This is a genomic window from Streptomyces saintjeani (assembly GCF_055409605.1).
In genome coordinates this window covers 204,365-218,829 of the sequence record NZ_CP189624.1, presented here as the reverse complement: position 1 = coordinate 218,829, position 14,465 = coordinate 204,365, and the positions used below count along the sequence as shown (strand labels likewise).

Genomic DNA, 14,465 nt, shown 5'->3' with positions numbered 1-14,465 from the left:
GGGTCGTCATCCGGTCGACTCGCAGTTGCTGACGGTCTCCGCGTTGACGCAGACGTCCGTGTCGTCGCCGCCGTCGATCACGTCGGTGCCCGGACCGCCGTCCAGCCGGTCGTCGCCGGGTCCACCGCGCAGTTCGTCGTCGCCGGGGCCGCCGCGTGCCCCGTCGGCTCCGGGACCGGCGTCCACCAGGTCGGCGCCCGGACCGCCGTCGACCGCGAAGTCGTCGCCGCCCTCTCCCCGCACGATGTCGTCGCCGGCCTGGCCGTGGAGGCTGTCGCGGCCGTCGCCGCCGAACAGGTCGTCGTCACCGTCCCCGCCGGAGAGGGTGTCGTCCCCGGCGCCGGTGCAGACCGTGTCGTTCCCGCCGCCCGCCAGCACGTCGTGGTTCCCGTCCCCGGTCACGATGACGTCGTCGCCGTCGGTTCCGCTGACGACGGGCGCGTCGCTGACGATCGTGGCGGCCTTGCCGTCGCAGACCGGCACCGGGTCAGAAGGGACCGCGTGTGCCGCGGGAGAGGCGGCGAGCGTGGCGCCCCACACCAGTACCGCTGCCGCGCCGAGGCGGCAGAGGGTGCCGAGTGCGGCGGGTGCGCTGTGCGAGGTGGGCATGGTTCCTCCTTCGACTGGCCGTACAGGTACCGGACGCCCGCTCTCGCCGAGGTGCGGTGCCGGATCCCGCAGCATGATCCGGTACCGCACCTCGGCGGTCGCGGGGCCGGCGGTTCAGCGGATGACGATGTGCACGTAGGCGTTCACCGAGTTCAGGCACTGGTTCCCGGTGCCGTTGTCGTGCGCGGTGTAGCCGTTGTCGGAGTAGCCGTCGTCCTGGTAGCCGAGGACGAGACTGCCGCCCCGGCCGCCGACCACGTACTGCCGTCCGACCACGTTCAGCAGGCGCTCCAGGCTGCCGGTGGCGCCCGGGATGGTGATGAGGCCGTGGTACAGGTCGTTGTCCGAGGCCGGGTCGACGTACCGCTTCCAGGTGAGCCCCCTGCCGCCGGTCTGCACGCAGCCTCCCCCGTCGACCGTGACGTGGTCGCCGGGCAGGAACGAGAAGGAGTAGGTCGTGGACGGCTCGGTCACGACCGGCTCGGTGATGGTGCAGTCGATCGGCAGGGTCGTGCCCGAACAGCCGGGGCTGTACTTGACGTCCCTCAGCGACAGGTGCGCGGGGACCCGCCGGACGTTGCGGTCGGTGGACGACGTCTGGTGGGACGTCTGCGCCTCGGCTGCCGAGGCGGCGGGAACGGTGCTCATCGCGGCGCCCACGGCGAGGGCCACGGCGGCGGTCGTCAGGATCTTTCTCACGCTGGTTCACTCCTTGGACGGGGCACCCCGAGGCGGGATGCGGGGGACGGACATCGGCGGCCGGGCTTCCGCTACGCGGTCAGCTCCGGAAGGGCCGCGGTGGAGGACAGATAGCTGGTGGAGCGCACGGCCTGGGTCGAGGCGTACGCGTAGGTGGACGCGGGCAGCGGCGGCAGCGGCTGCCGGTACCTGAGCCCGGTCACGGTGACCCAGTCGAGGCCGATGTTGCCGTTGAACGCCGTGCACTGGAGCTGCGCCTCGACGGACCGGGCACCGGGTTCGGCGTCTCCCCACAGCGGGGTCGCGAAACAGCGCGGGGTCAGCCTCGTGACGACCGTCTGGTTGGCGGAGACGAGCGTCTGCCTCAACAGGTCGGTGCTCAGGCCCGCGTACGTCCGGGCGAACAGGGCGATCGGACCGACGGTGTTCAGGGCGAACCCGAGCTGGTTGACGGAGTCGAGCTGCGAGACGTTGCTGATGTCCGACTGCGCCAGGGTCGCGCAGGACGTGGCGGACATGGCGAACGCCTGGAGGTTGTCCGGGGACAGCCGGCGGATGTCCGCGACCTCGATGACGGCGCTCCTGGCGCACGCCTGCACGTCCGCCGTCGCGACGGCGTCGACCTCGTTGAGGATCTCGGTCTTCGCCACGCTGATCGCGTTCTCGATCCGGGTCGTCGCCTCGTCGAGCGTGAGCTGGTTCCCGAAGAATTTCTGGTACGCGTCGTACGCCTGCTTCACGTAGCCCAGATAGCCGGTGAAGTCCGAGACCGTGTCCGCGCGCGCGGGCTGCGCACCGGCGAACGCGACGACCGCGGCGGTCGTCAGCGCGGTCGCTGCGCCCACCAGCCTTGTGCCCATCGATCTGACCGTTCCAGTCATCGTGAGGGTGCCTCTCAGTAGCCGGATGCTCGGGAACCGGCCCGCCGCACCTGCACGGGCGCCGGACCGCTCCGCCAAGGTCCCGCTCCGACGGCCGCGCGTCACACCGAGTTCCACTGAGCGGACCGCGGCCACCTCTCAGGTGGCCGCCGCCCACTCCTGGTGACGGCAGTCGGCGCCCTCTGTCGTCGGACCCCCGGTTCGTGTGAACCTCCTTGCAGATCAACACTGTTGAGGAGCCGCATGTCGAACCGAGACATATCCCTTCAGCTCTACACGCTCCGCTCCCTCCTCGAAGAGGACCTGGAAGGCACGCTCGCCCGCGTCGCCGAGATCGGCTACACCACCGTCGAGCCCTACGGCTTCGTCCACCGGGCGGAGCGGATGTCGGACGCGCTGACCGCGCACGGGCTGTCCGCGCCGACCGCGCACGTGCCGCTGCTGTCGGACGACCGGCCCACCGCTTACGCCGCCGCACGGCGCCTCGGCGTCGGCACGCTCGTCGTACCGATGGCGGCGCCCGAGCGCTGGCAGACCCGGGAGAGTGTCGAGGGCCTCGCCGCGGACCTGAACCGGGTGGCCGTCGAGGCCGCCGACCACGGGTTCACCGTCGGCTACCACAATCACCACTTCGAACTCGAACTCCGGCAGGACGGCACGCACGTCCTGGAGATCCTCGCCGACCGCCTGGCGGACGAGGTGGTCCTCGAAGTCGACACGTACTGGGCGGCCGTCGGCGGCGCGGACGTACCGGCGCTGCTGGGCCGGCTCGGGGACCGGGTCGCCGCCCTGCACCTCAAGGACGGGGACCGCACGCTGAACACCAAGGCGCAGGTGGCCGTCGGCGACGGCGTGCTCCCGGTAGGGGAGATCCTCGCCGCCGCCCCGGACGCGCTGCGCGTCGTCGAACTCGACGACTTCGACGGGGACATCCTCGACCCGGTCGCGAAGAGCCTCGGCTTCCTCAGCGGCCTGAAGGACGGCTGACGTGGCCGCCAAGCACGCCCTCGTCGTCCGAGGCGGCTGGCAGGGACACGTCCCGGTTCCGGCCACCGACCTCCGCGCCGCCGGCCTCAAGGAGGCCGGGTACCAGGTCACCGTCTCCGACTCCCTCGACAGCTATCTCGACGAGGACCTCCTCGCCGGCACCGATCTGATCGTGCAGTGCTGGACGATGGGCGAGATCACCCCCGACCAGATGACCGGCCTGTCCCGGGCGGTCCGCGCCGGGACGGGGTTCGCGGGCTGGCACGGCGGGATCGTCGACGCGTTCCGCTCCGAGCCGCGCTACCACCTGATGACGGGCGGCCAGTTCGTCCACCACCCCCGGGAGCACTCCACCTACCAGGTCAGACCGCTGCCCGGGGCGGCCGGCCATCCCGTCGTCGAGGGGCTCACCCCGTTCCTCGTCACCACCGAGCAGTACTACCTGCACCTGGACCCGGCCGTGGACGTCCTCGCGGTGACCGACTACCTCGACGACCCCGAGCACCCCGAACTCGCCGGCACCGTCGTCCCCGTCACCTGGACCCGGTCCTGGGGCGCGGGCCGGGTGTTCGTCACCGCGATCGGACACACCCTGGACGACCTGGCCGTACCCCAGGTCCACGCGATGATCACGAAGGGCATGACATGGGCGACCCGCTGACCCCGCACCCCGCGCTCCGCGTCGGCCTCGTCGGCGCCGGCAAGATCAGCGACGCCTACCTCACGACCCTCGCGGAGCTGGAGAACCTGCGCCTGACGGCCGTCGCCGACCTCGACCCCGAACGCGCCCGCGCCGCCGCCGGGAAGGCACCCGGCGCCCGTACGGCGACCCTCGACGAGGTGTACGACGCCGAGGACGTCGACCTCGTCCTGAACCTCACGATCCCCGCCGCCCACGCGACGGTCGCCCACGCGGCGATAGCCGCCGGCAAGCACGTCTACGGCGAGAAACCCCTCGCGACCACCACCCCCGCCGCCCGTGCGCTGCTGGACGCCGCCGCCGAGGCCGGCGTCCGTGTCGGATGCGCGCCGGACACGGTCCTCGGCACCGGCGTGCAGACCGCCCGGGCGGCACTGGACGCGGGGGACCTCGGGGTGCCGGTCGCGGCGACCGCGTTCATGGTCAACTCGGGACCCGAACGCTGGCATCCGGACCCGGAGTTCTACTACCAGCCGGGCGGCGGGCCGCTCCTCGACATGGGCCCGTACTACCTGACCTCGCTGGTGACCCTGCTGGGGCCGGTGCACCGGGTCGCCGGCATGTCCTCGGCGCCCCGGGCCGAACGGTTCATCGGCCAGGGGTACCGGGCCGGGACGAGATTCCCGGTCGAGGTCGCCACCCATGTCACCGGAGTCCTCGAACACCGCTCCGGCGCCCTGTCCACGCTGGTGATGAGCTTCGACGTGTGGGGCAGCACGCTCCCCCGGATCGAGGTCCACGGCACGGACGGCTCGCTGGCCGTGCCCGACCCGAACCACTTCGACGGACCGGTCGGGCTCTTCCGGGCCGGCGCTCAGGAGTGGGAGGAGCTTCCGGTCCTCGGCGGCTACCGCGACGCCTCCCGGGGCTACGGGGTCGCCGACCTCGCCCGAGCCGTCTCGCGGGGCGAGCCGCACCGCGCCGACGGTGAACTCGCCTACCACGTCCTCGACATCATGGAGTCCCTGCTCGCGGCGGCCGAGAGCGGCTCCTCGGTCGCGGTGTCCAGCGACTGCGCACGCCCGGCGGCGGTCCCGGCGGACGCCCGCCCCGAGGAACGCTGACGGCTCCCCTCCGCAAAGCGGATGCAGGCGTGCCGGGTGGGTCCAGCGGGCGCCCTGGAGACGGGGCGGGCACGAGCCTGAGTGATCACCGGAGGGCTCGTGCCTGTCCTGCCATCGTGCCTGCTCGAACCCCTGTGGGACCGGTTCGCGGCGCCGTCCGCGGAGCTCGCGCCCGCCACGTCCAGTGCCTTGCCGCTGTTGCGGTTGACCACGGCGTACCAGGCGTTCGTGTCCACAGTGGCCGCTTGCGCCGTCGGCGCGCACGCGCGCAGGTCGAAGCGTTCCACCCGCACTTTGCCGCCGAGGGCCTTGGTGGCGTGGTTGAAGACGGCGAAGCGGTAGCCCATGAAGAAATGAGGTCTCTCGTTCATGGTGAAGGCCGGGCCGAGCGGGGTGAAGGTGGTGCCGTCGGTGCTGTGGGAGAACGTCGCCCGGCGGCCCGGTCCCGGGCTGATGGCGGCGCGGGCCTGCTCGGTGCCGGTGCCGCTGGTGTTCCAGCTGGTGTCCATGGTCAGGCCGTCGAACATCACCAGCCTGCTGACGCCGTTCTGCCGTGTGACGCCGATCCAGGCGGAGCAGTCGAGTACGGCGGTCGCGGTGGAGGCGGGGCCTTGGACGCGGCGGGTGAGGGTGTTCCCTGGTGGGTCCTCGCCCGCCGGGATCCTGAAGGACGCCGGCGTGAGCGGCCGGCGGACGACGGGGGAGCGGGCGGGGGAGGCCGGTGTGGGGCTGCGGGCTCTGGTCGCCGCGCGTCTGGCGGCCACGCGTGCCGGGTGCCCGACAGGGGCGGGGGTGTCGGTGGACGCGGTGCCGGCCGTCACCGAACAGGCCCTCGACGCGTTCGCCGAAGGCTGCGAACGCGCGTAGCGCCACGCCGTACGGCAGGAGGAGGCGGCCCGCCGGGAGTTCATCGAAGCCCTGCTGTACGGCCGCAGCGACCTGGGCAGTCTCGCCCAGCGCGCCGAGCGCTACGGCCTGTGTCCGGCCCGTGCCCACGCGGTCGCCGTGGCCCGTGGCCCGGCCGCCTACGACGAGGGCGATCCCGTCCTGCGCGCGGTGAACATGCCCTGGTCGGCCGGTTCGGGGAGCGCGAGATCCTGCTCACCACCAAGAACGGCCGCCTGGTGTGTGTCGTGCCCGGCGACCAGCACGAGGTCCTCGCGTGCTTCGCGAAGCAGGCGTTCGCCGTCACCGGCGGGGGCCAGATGGCGATCGGTCGCCCGCACCTCGGCCCGGCCGGCGTCGTGCAGTCCTACGAGGAAGCCCTCAACACGCTCAACGTCGCCGAACGCCTCCCGGTCGACGAACCGGTCCTGCACGCCACCGACCTCCTCGTCCACCCCGTCCTCACCCGTGACCGGCAGGCCATGACCGACCTCGTCGACAGCGCCCTCGGCCCGCTGCGCGGCGCCCGCGGAAGCGGCCCGGAGGCTGTCCCTGAGCGTGCGTGCCCTCACCCACCGCCTCGAACGCATCCACCGGCTCACCGGCTCCGCCCCGTTCGACCCCACCCACCGCTACACCCTCCAGACCGCCGGACACACGGCGTCAGGAGCGCGTCAAGGAACGTGTGCGCCGCTGGCCGCACGCCCGCAGCGGCGGGATTCTGGCCGTGCCGGCGGTGCTCCGGGAGGAAGCGCCGCTCCTGCCGTCCACGAGGTGATGGAATGCGGATGCCCCCGCGTGACCGAGCCGCCCTGGCGGCAGCCCTGCTCGTCCCGCTCGCCGTCGCCCTCGGCCTGGTGCCGCTGCGCACCGGCATGACGTCCGCGAACCTGGCGCTGATCCTCGTCGTGACCGTCGTGGCGGTCGCCGCGCTGGGCAACCGCGGTGCCGGGGCCCTGTCCGCGCTGTCGGCCGCGGCATGGTTCGACTTCTTCCTCACCCGCCCCTACCAGCACTTCACCATCACCGACACCGACGACATCACCACCACGGTCCTGCTGCTGGCCGTCGGCGTCGCGGTCTCCCAGATCGCGGCCCACGCCCGCACCCTCGAACTGGTCACCGTCACCGACGCGGCCCATCTGGCACGCATCCACAAGACGGCCGCGCTCGCCCAGGCCGGAGGGTCACCGTACGCGGTGGTGGAACAGGTGCGGGAGCACCTCGTCGCCGTCCTCGGCCTGGACGGCTGCCGCTTCGAACACGGCACACTGCTGGGCCGCCACCCCCGCCTCGAACAGGACGGTTCGCTGACGGTCGGCCGTACCACCTGGGACCTGGACACCGACGGCTGGCCCGCCGAGGAGATCGAACTGCGCACCTCGGCGGGCGGCCGTTACCTGGGCCGCTTCATGCTCACCCCGACACCCGGCACACCCCCGCCCCCACTGCGCACCCGCCTGGTCGCCGTCAGCCTGGCCGACCACGCGGGCGCTGCACTGGACACGGCCGGGCCCGTGCTCGACGGCTGACTGCCCCACAGAAGCCCCGGCTCCACCGCGTTTTCCCTGACGATGCTTTAACGTGCCTGCGCAGAGCCATACTTCAGGTGCGGGGGAGCGACCCGCAGTGAACAGCGGCGGGAGAGGCAGCACCAGGTGAACAGCGGCACAGGGCTGAAGAAGGTCGAGATACGGCTCAAGTGGGACCCCAGTCCCTTCGGTCAGCCTCCGCATCACCTCGACATCGTCGCCGCGACCTACTCCGCGGACGCGCCGTACGGGAAGCCGGTGTACGTCGTCCACTACGACAGCCGTTCCCCGGACGGCACGATCAACATGAGCCGCCACAGCCAGACCGGCCAGGGCCTCGGCTACGTCGAGGCCATGACCTTCGAACTCGACCGTCTCGCCCCCTCCTTCGCCCGGGTCGTCGTCGGCGTGGTGGTCCATCAGACCTCCGGCCCCAAGACCTTCGGGGACGTCTCGAACACCGGAGTGCTGGTCGTCGAGGGCTACACCGAACTGGTGAAAGACGACTTCGCGCAGTTTGCCGACTCCCGCGCGGCCACCGTCGCGGAGTTCACCAAGGAGACCGGCGTCTGGGAACTACGGTCCGCGCTTTGCGGCTTCGACACCGACCCGGAGACGTTCATGGCGTGGATGGGATCCGACCCGAGGTCCTGAACCGGGCGAAGGTATCGAGCACCGAGGCGCCGCACGGGACGGTGCTTCGTACTGTCGGGCGGTGTCCGGGGCCCGTTCAGCGGGGCGGCTCCGGGAAGGCGGCACCAGCCGGCCGATCCCCTGATCCTCCGCTCAGATCGCCGTGGCCGCGCCCGCGCCCGCGACGAACAGCAGGCGCCGCCGAACTCACCGTCCTCGTCGGCTTCGACCAGGACCTCGCCGCACCAGCAACCGCATCCGCGGCCTGCTCACCCGGCTGCCCGCGTCGGGGATTCTGCCGGTTTCGACGGCCGATCGCGTGACCGTGCGCCTGGCCGCGCTGGGCCGGGACAGCGCTCTGCCGGAACACGCCGGGGCGTGTCCACCGGCTCGGCTCCCGGCCGTATGCGCTGCTGCGCCCCGCGCGCGGTGACTTCGCGGATGTGGCCGCGCTGGTCGCCGAGGGGCGGGTGAACCAGGCGTCGGTCCGCTGTCCCGGTCCGCTGCTGCCGTGTTCCGACGCGCCGGCCGTGGTGGAGCAACGGCGGTCCCTGGAGCAGCAGTTGCGCGGGGCCGCCGCTGCGCCGCCGGGTGGAGCCGACGATGCCTCCACCCAGCGGCAGCGCACGCACCCGCTGAATCCCGCCACGGCCTTCCCGTCGCCGGTCAGGCGCCACGCAGGGGTGTTGCGGCGTTGCCGCGCCCCGCGCCGTGATCTCGTGCTCGTCGTCGGCCATGACGAAGCAGCCGTCGCATGTACGCATCATGTCGGCAGGAACCGCTCCCGGAAGATCCGGTCCGTCGGGACTCCGCCCGTCAGCGCCGAGTCCGTCACGCTCTCGGCCAGCGGGGGCGGTCCGCACGCATACACGTCGGGCGGCTCGTTTGCCGTGCGCAGTGCCTCGGTGACCCGCTCGGCGGGAGTGCCTGCGACACCATGCCGGCCGTCGCTCGGGCGCCAGACGCAGACCTCGTACGCGAAGGACGCCCATGCGGCTGCCACGGCCTTGAATTCGGCGTCGCCGAAGACGTCCTCGTCCTCGTTCACGCCGAAGAAGAACCTCACCGGCTGAGAGTCCTGCCACTCCGCCATCTGCCGGGCCATCTTCTGCTCGGTCCAGGCCAGGGCGAGGGACAGGGGCAGTTCGTTCAGGCCGCACTCGAAGGCGTCGGCCAGGGCCGTGGCGATCTTGACGGCGGAGTGGGCATCGTTGCACGGTCCGAGGTCCAGCAGTCGCGGGATGCCGTCGATGACACCGAAGTCGTGCTGGTTGAACCGGTACTTGCCGCAGCCGAGGGTGAGCACGACCGCGTCGTCGGGCGCGCCCAGGGCGAAGTCCCGGTAGTAGTCGCGGCCGATCGTGGGGCCGTCGCAGCCGCCGATTCGCGGCCTGGAGAAGGGGGGGAGAAGTCGCCGTCGGTGAGGTGGCGCACGCCCGGCCAGCCGACCGGGCCGACGGTGAAGATACGCCGACGGCAGGCGGGATACGGCTCGATGATGCAGTTCGACGTCATCAGGATCGGGCCGGGGAACTTGGCGAACTCGCGCTGCTGGTCCTGCCAGGCGCCACCGTAGTCGCCGACCAGGTGCGGGTACGCCCGCAGAGCCTGTGTCACATCCCCGGCCGGGCGCCCGCCGCCTTGCGATCTGGGGGTCCCCCTGCTCGCCAGAGCTTGGGGGGCACCAGACGACGTGCGCTGATCCGACCGGGGGTGTGACACAGGCTCTCAGCAGCGGGTAGGCGTGCGCGGGCAGCATCTCGTCGTGCGTGTAGACGTTGATGCCGGTGTCCTTCGTCAGCTCCAGCAGGGCGGCCAGGTCGCGCAGATCGTGGCTGTTGACCAGGATCGCCATGCCCGCCACGGGAGTTGTCCGCGCAGCGGTGGGCTGCTGGGCGCCGTACGTGCCGGTGTTGGCGGTATCGAGCAGTTCCATGCCCGAGAGGTTGAGGTGGCCGTGGCCGACCGCCCGCTCCAGCAGCTCGTCGGTGTTCGTGGGCTCGCCCGCCAGGTAGGCCAGGCTGTCCTCCACGCCGGCGAACACCTCCGCGCTGTGCTTGCCGAGGACGTGGGCGTGGTGGGCGTAGGCGCAGATGCCCTTGAGGGCGTACAGGTGCAGCGAGCGCAGGCCGACGACGTCCGGGCCGACCGGGTCGAGGCCGGCATCCACGCGGAAGTCCGGGGCGTGCGCCAGCAGTCCGTCCAGGTCCGGTGCGGGGCACCACTCGGCCGGTCCGGGCAGCCGCTGCGGCTCCAGGCCGTGCTCGCGCGGCTGCCTCGTAACCTGCCCGGACCCGGTCCCGTACGGCTGCGGCCTCCCGGAGCAGCGCGACGAAACGGGTCGGGTTGACGTTGACGTTGGTCAGCGTGGTGGACACGGCGTACAGGACGAACCCGGCCGCCTCGTCGTCCCCGGCGTCCAGGGCGCGGGCCCGGTTCGCGTACTGGACGGTGCCTTTCACCGAGTGGATGAGCGGGTCCTGCACATCGGCGGTGGCGGGGTCCTTCCCGCAGTTGCCCAGCGGGCCTGAGTATCCCGCCGCGCCGGTGCGGTCGGTCTGTTCGCACTGCTAACAGAACATGTGTGTACTCCGTGGGATGTGTCGCTCGTGATGTGAGGTGACGCCATGGATCGGGTTCCCGGCCTTCGCCTGGAGGACCTCCGGCTCGCTGGTACGCGGCGCATACGACTCGATCAGGGTGGTCGCGGTCACCGGGTGGCTGATCCCGGCGGGCACGATCTGAGGATCGTGCCCCTGCCGACAGTCCTGACGTGCGAGCCCGTGCCGAGCCTGACTGGATGGGGCGGCGTTCCGGAGCGCAGGACGGCAGAACGGGGACGTGAGGGAAAAGAGGAGGCGGAAGCCGAGCAGTACCGGATGGCCGGCGACCTCATGACGACGGCCGGCCCGTGGGCGTGGTCTCCGAAGCGGATCTGCTGCGCAAGGAGGCAGGGCAGCCGGCTCCGACCACCGCCGGCACACGTCGTACGCCGTCGACAGCCAAGTAACCGGGATACCCCTACCAGGTATAGTGGGCGACTCCTGACGGATGACGCGGGGTGTGGAAAGCGATGACGACAGCGACAGGCCGGCGGACCGGACCCCGCAGCAGCGCCGTGCGCTGTGCGTGGACCGTACTCGTCGCGCTGGTCGCCGCACTCGCCGTACTCGTCCACCACGACACGACGTCCGTGGCCATGCCCGTCCACGCCACGAGCGCGATGACCGGTATGGACCACACCTCAGGGGCCATGACGTCGACGGTGGCCTCGGGCCGACACGGCACGGCCATGGACGATGGCGGCGGCGCTTGCTCGGGCTCCGCCATGCAGCACTGCTCTGCCGGGGACATCGGCACGGTGAAACTCGTGCCCCCGCCCGCCACTGCCGGCATCGTCCGACCGGACGCCTTCCGCGACGTTTCCGCTCAGCGTGATCCGCCGGGAACGTCGCACCGTGCGCCACCCGATCTCTCTGTCCTCTCCCGGCTGTTGCTCTAGGCCGGATCCCGCGAGCCACCGTCGCGTCCCCAGACACGCGAGCGGTGCTGCCGCGCACGGTCCGACCAACGGCACATCGAGAAGAGGACTCCCGACATGAACAGCATCAACCGCCGCTCCGTCCTGATGGCCGGCCTCGGCGCCGCAGGCGCGGGCGCGCTCGCCGCGTGCGGCAGTGGCTCCGGCGGCTCCCGTAGCGGCCCCTCCCTGGTCGGTCCCACCAGCGCGGCGGTCGCCGCCGCCGACAAGAAGCGCAAGGGCACCGGCAGGACGCGGAAGGTGACTCTCACCGCCGCGCGCGCCATGCTCGACCTCGGCGGTGGCATCATGGCGAACAGCTGGGCCTTCAGCGGACAGACGCCGGGCAGGGAACTGCGTCTGTCCGTGGGCGACACACTCGCCGCCGAGCTGTCGAACCGGCTGCCGGACCAGACCACCACGTCCATCCACTGGCACGGCATCGCCCTGCGCGCCGACATGGACGGCGTGCCCCCGGTCACCCAGGCCGCCGTGCGCGCCGGCAGCGACTTCACCTACCGGTTCGTCGCCGACACCCCCGGCACCTACTTCTTCCACCCGCACGTCGGCGTCCAGCTCGACCGCGGCCTGTACGCCCCGCTGATCGTGGAGGACCCCAAGGAACCCCTGTCGTACGACGACGAGTGGGTCGTCGTTCTCGATGACTGGGTCGACGGCGTCACCGGTACCCCCGACGAGGTCTTGGCCGAGCTAGAGCAGGGCATGGGGGGCATGGGCGGGACGGGGATGGACATGAGCATGGGCTCGGAGAGCGCCTCGCCGTCCGCCTCCGGTGGCATGTCGATGAAGTTCATGCCCACCGGCGCCGAGAGCGAGCTGCTCGGCGGTGACGCCGGCGACGTGAAGTACCCGTACCACCTGGTCAACGGCCGCGTCCCGGCCGACCCGGACGTCTACAGCGGCAAGCCGGGCGAGCGAGTGCGGCTGCGCATCATCAACGCGGGTGGCGACACGGCGTACCGGGTGGCGCTCGGTGGCCACGAGCTGACCGTCACCCACACCGACGGCTTCCCGGTCCAGCACCAGCGACTCGACGCTCTGCTGGTCGGTATGGGGGAGCGCTACGACGTGCTGGTGACCCTCGCCGACGGCGTCTTCCCGTTGGTCGCCCTCGCCGAGGGCAAAGACGCGAGCGGCATGGCACTGGTCCGCACCGGCTCCGGCAGCGTGCCGAAGCCCACCGTCCGCCCGAAGGAACTGGACGGCATGATCATGACCGCCTCCCAGCTGAAGGCGGCGGACGACGTCCGGTTCGACTCCAAGAAGTCCGACCGGGTGCACCGCATCGAGCTGACCGGCGGGATGATGCACTACAACTGGGGTATCAACGGCAAGCGGTTCGACATGGACGACCCGACCGCCAACCCCATCCTGGTCCAGCAGGGCGAGCGGGTCCGGCTGGACTTCGTCAACAAGACCACCATGTGGCACCCGATGCACCTGCACGGCCACACCTACCAGCTCGGCACCGACGGCCCGCGCAAGGACACCGCCATCGTGCTGCCGAAGAAGACCGTGTCCGTGTTCTTCGACGCGGACAACCCCGGCCAGTGGATGCTGCACTGTCACAATGCCTACCACGGTGAGGCGGGGATGATGGCCCTGGTCGCCTACCAGGCGTGACAGAGCTGCTGAGGTCCGCGGTGTCGGGCGGCTCGTCACGAGTGAGTCACTGGACGAGCCACGTTCTCGACCTTGAGGGCGTCGGGTGGTCCGTCGTCCACCATCACGCAGTGGTGGTGGACGACGAGGTCTGTGCCCGCCCAGATCTGGGCCGCCTGTTCCTCCGTTCGTTCGATGTGCTCTGTCCGTCCGGACGACCTCGTCGTGGCCGGGTGGGGGAACCATCGAGGGCAACCCTCTGAAAGCCATGCCCGGAGTCTCAGGCTCAACGTGTGCGCGTACCGCCCCCCCCCGAACGACCGGAGCCTGACGCGGTCATCAGCCGATACGGCTCGCGCGACGCTCGGCTCGAGCTTCCGCGACGCGCTGTTCGAGTGCCTCGAACCACGACCGGCCGTCCTCACCGTAGTTGTCGCGGATCTCGTGTTTGAGATCGGAGGTATTGGCATTGAGGGTACGTACCAGGCCCAATCCCTGGTCGACCTGTGTCCGTAGCTCGCCGCACTACATGCGACATCGTCCGCAGCGACGTTTGCGCGGACTGGTACGCCACATGCGCGTTGTCGGCACAGAGATACGACTCGCGGTGGAAGACACGAAGGGCGTGGAAATCGAGATCGGATCGAGCTGACTGCCGGCGCTCATTCTTTCTGTCCCTCGCCCGTCCGCCGGTGAGGTGAGTCGAACGGCCGGCCGGACCGGCAGCTCGAACGCGGAGCTTCGCCGGTCGCGCCTGTACCTGCTCGACCTGTCGGCGTACCCGCTCGTTCTCGGCGTGGACCCGGCTCAGTGCCCGCTTCGCTTCCGCGGTCGCGGCGTGGATCTCCTGGACGGAGACGGGCGTCGGCCGACGGTCGAACACCGAGATCGCGATGAGCGTGGCGATGCCGAGCGCAGCCGCGAGAGTGAACAGCGGTAGCCCGTTCGCGATGACGTGGTCGGTGCGCCCCGCGTCGGTCAACTGGACGAAGACGGCAACGTTGATCACACCGAGCATGATCGCGGCCCGCGCGAGCAGGCCGAGCCAACGTTTCACCGCGGGCACTGACCGGCTGCGAAGCCGGCCTTTCGCGAAGAGGACCAGCCGGACCAGTGCCACGGCCGGCAGCGGCGAGGCGATCGACGCCCACAGCCATTCCCGCAGGTAGGGCGCCAGACCATGCGCACCACTGAACTCGATGCGGGCCACGAGCGCCGGTGCCGCCAGGGCCATCGTCATTGGAACGCCGAAGCACGGGCCGCCGACAACGAGTAGCGCGATGGCGCAACCAGTGCCGCCGTTGCGATTACTGGGCACAGTTCAGCGACCCG

The 14,465-nt window shown here is 71.1% G+C and carries 13 protein-coding genes and 5 pseudogenes; 9 read left to right on the top strand and 9 right to left on the bottom strand.

Translation table 11 applies throughout. From position 1 onward, the window contains the following. Positions 1 to 6 precede the first annotated feature (6 nt). The 3 genes from ACQCO7_RS01045 to ACQCO7_RS01035 all read right to left on the bottom strand — a co-directional run bounded on the left by ACQCO7_RS01045 (position 7) and on the right by ACQCO7_RS01035 (position 2,168). Positions 7 to 609: a calcium-binding protein gene (locus ACQCO7_RS01045; protein ID WP_464069939.1), complete on the bottom strand. Its 603-nt coding sequence runs from the start codon at positions 607 to 609 to the stop codon at positions 7 to 9. A gap of 114 nt (positions 610 to 723) precedes the next feature. Further along, positions 724 to 1,308, bottom strand: coding sequence for a hypothetical protein (locus ACQCO7_RS01040; protein WP_464069938.1), 585 nt, complete (start codon positions 1,306 to 1,308; stop codon positions 724 to 726). 71 nt (positions 1,309 to 1,379) lie between these two features. Beyond that, a complete protein-coding gene (locus ACQCO7_RS01035) occupies positions 1,380 to 2,168 on the bottom strand; it encodes a hypothetical protein (RefSeq protein WP_464069937.1) in 789 nt (262 codons plus the stop codon). 264 nt (positions 2,169 to 2,432) lie between these two features. On the opposite strand from ACQCO7_RS01035, the gene ACQCO7_RS01030 reads away from it, so the two are divergent. Genes ACQCO7_RS01030 through ACQCO7_RS01020 form a run of 3 tightly spaced genes read left to right on the top strand, consistent with a single transcriptional unit; the run spans position 2,433 to position 4,940 of the window. Continuing rightward, positions 2,433 to 3,176 carry a sugar phosphate isomerase/epimerase family protein gene (locus ACQCO7_RS01030; RefSeq protein WP_464069936.1) on the top strand — a complete coding sequence of 248 codons (744 nt, stop codon included), beginning with the start codon at positions 2,433 to 2,435 and terminating at the stop codon, positions 3,174 to 3,176. Position 3,177: 1 nt separating this feature from the next. Beyond that, positions 3,178 to 3,837, top strand: a complete 660-nt coding sequence (locus ACQCO7_RS01025) for a ThuA domain-containing protein (protein WP_464069935.1) — start codon at positions 3,178 to 3,180, stop codon at positions 3,835 to 3,837. Further along, on the top strand, positions 3,822 to 4,940 hold the full coding sequence (locus tag ACQCO7_RS01020) for a Gfo/Idh/MocA family protein (protein WP_464069934.1): 1,119 nt from the start codon (positions 3,822 to 3,824) through the stop codon (positions 4,938 to 4,940). The genes ACQCO7_RS01025 and ACQCO7_RS01020 overlap by 16 nt, the downstream gene beginning before the upstream one ends. A 269-nt stretch (positions 4,941 to 5,209) precedes the next feature. Here the strand turns inward: ACQCO7_RS01020 and ACQCO7_RS01015 are convergent. Beyond that, positions 5,210 to 5,575, bottom strand: a pseudogene (locus ACQCO7_RS01015) (xylosidase); the annotation flags it as partial. Here ACQCO7_RS01015 and ACQCO7_RS01010 point away from each other — a divergent pair. The 3 genes and pseudogenes from ACQCO7_RS01010 to ACQCO7_RS01000 all read left to right on the top strand — a co-directional run. Then, a pseudogene (locus ACQCO7_RS01010) lies at positions 5,571 to 6,476 on the top strand (PucR family transcriptional regulator); the annotation flags it as partial. The pseudogenes ACQCO7_RS01015 and ACQCO7_RS01010 overlap by 5 nt on opposite strands. 131 nt (positions 6,477 to 6,607) lie before the next feature. Continuing rightward, the gene (locus tag ACQCO7_RS01005) at positions 6,608 to 7,357 is read left to right on the top strand and encodes a DUF4118 domain-containing protein (protein ID WP_464069933.1); all 750 of its coding nucleotides are present in this window, start codon (positions 6,608 to 6,610) and stop codon (positions 7,355 to 7,357) included. A 126-nt stretch (positions 7,358 to 7,483) separates the two neighbouring features. Then, positions 7,484 to 8,011, top strand: coding sequence for a TerD family protein (locus tag ACQCO7_RS01000; protein ID WP_464069932.1), 528 nt, complete (start codon positions 7,484 to 7,486; stop codon positions 8,009 to 8,011). Between the two features lie 742 nt (positions 8,012 to 8,753). Here the strand turns inward: ACQCO7_RS01000 and ACQCO7_RS00995 are convergent. The 4 genes and pseudogenes from ACQCO7_RS00995 to ACQCO7_RS00980 all read right to left on the bottom strand — a co-directional run. After that, positions 8,754 to 9,374: a ferredoxin reductase domain-containing protein gene (locus ACQCO7_RS00995; RefSeq protein WP_464077124.1), complete on the bottom strand. Its 621-nt coding sequence runs from the start codon at positions 9,372 to 9,374 to the stop codon at positions 8,754 to 8,756. Positions 9,375 to 9,469: 95 nt separating this feature from the next. Then, a pseudogene (locus tag ACQCO7_RS00990) lies at positions 9,470 to 9,607 on the bottom strand (hypothetical protein); the annotation flags it as partial. A gap of 133 nt (positions 9,608 to 9,740) precedes the next feature. Further along, positions 9,741 to 10,184: pseudogene (locus ACQCO7_RS00985) on the bottom strand (hypothetical protein); the annotation flags it as partial. A 94-nt stretch (positions 10,185 to 10,278) separates the two neighbouring features. Next, positions 10,279 to 10,512, bottom strand: a pseudogene (locus ACQCO7_RS00980) (hypothetical protein); the annotation flags it as partial. 97 nt (positions 10,513 to 10,609) lie between these two features. Between ACQCO7_RS00980 and ACQCO7_RS00975 the strand changes: the two are divergent. From ACQCO7_RS00975 to ACQCO7_RS00965, 3 genes are all read left to right on the top strand, one after another. Continuing rightward, positions 10,610 to 10,735 (top strand): hypothetical protein, encoded by a 126-nt coding sequence (locus tag ACQCO7_RS00975; protein ID WP_464069931.1) that lies wholly within the window; start codon positions 10,610 to 10,612, stop codon positions 10,733 to 10,735. Positions 10,736 to 11,063: 328 nt separating this feature from the next. Continuing rightward, a complete protein-coding gene (locus ACQCO7_RS00970; protein WP_464069930.1) occupies positions 11,064 to 11,492 on the top strand; it encodes a DUF6153 family protein in 429 nt (142 codons plus the stop codon). Positions 11,493 to 11,588: 96 nt separating this feature from the next. Further along, positions 11,589 to 13,154 (top strand): multicopper oxidase family protein, encoded by a 1,566-nt coding sequence (locus ACQCO7_RS00965; RefSeq protein ID WP_464069929.1) that lies wholly within the window; start codon positions 11,589 to 11,591, stop codon positions 13,152 to 13,154. A gap of 400 nt (positions 13,155 to 13,554) precedes the next feature. Here ACQCO7_RS00965 and ACQCO7_RS00960 read toward each other — a convergent pair whose 3' ends face one another. Next, positions 13,555 to 14,373, bottom strand: coding sequence for a hypothetical protein (locus tag ACQCO7_RS00960; RefSeq protein WP_464069928.1), 819 nt, complete (start codon positions 14,371 to 14,373; stop codon positions 13,555 to 13,557). Between the last annotated feature and the right edge of the window lie 92 nt (positions 14,374 to 14,465).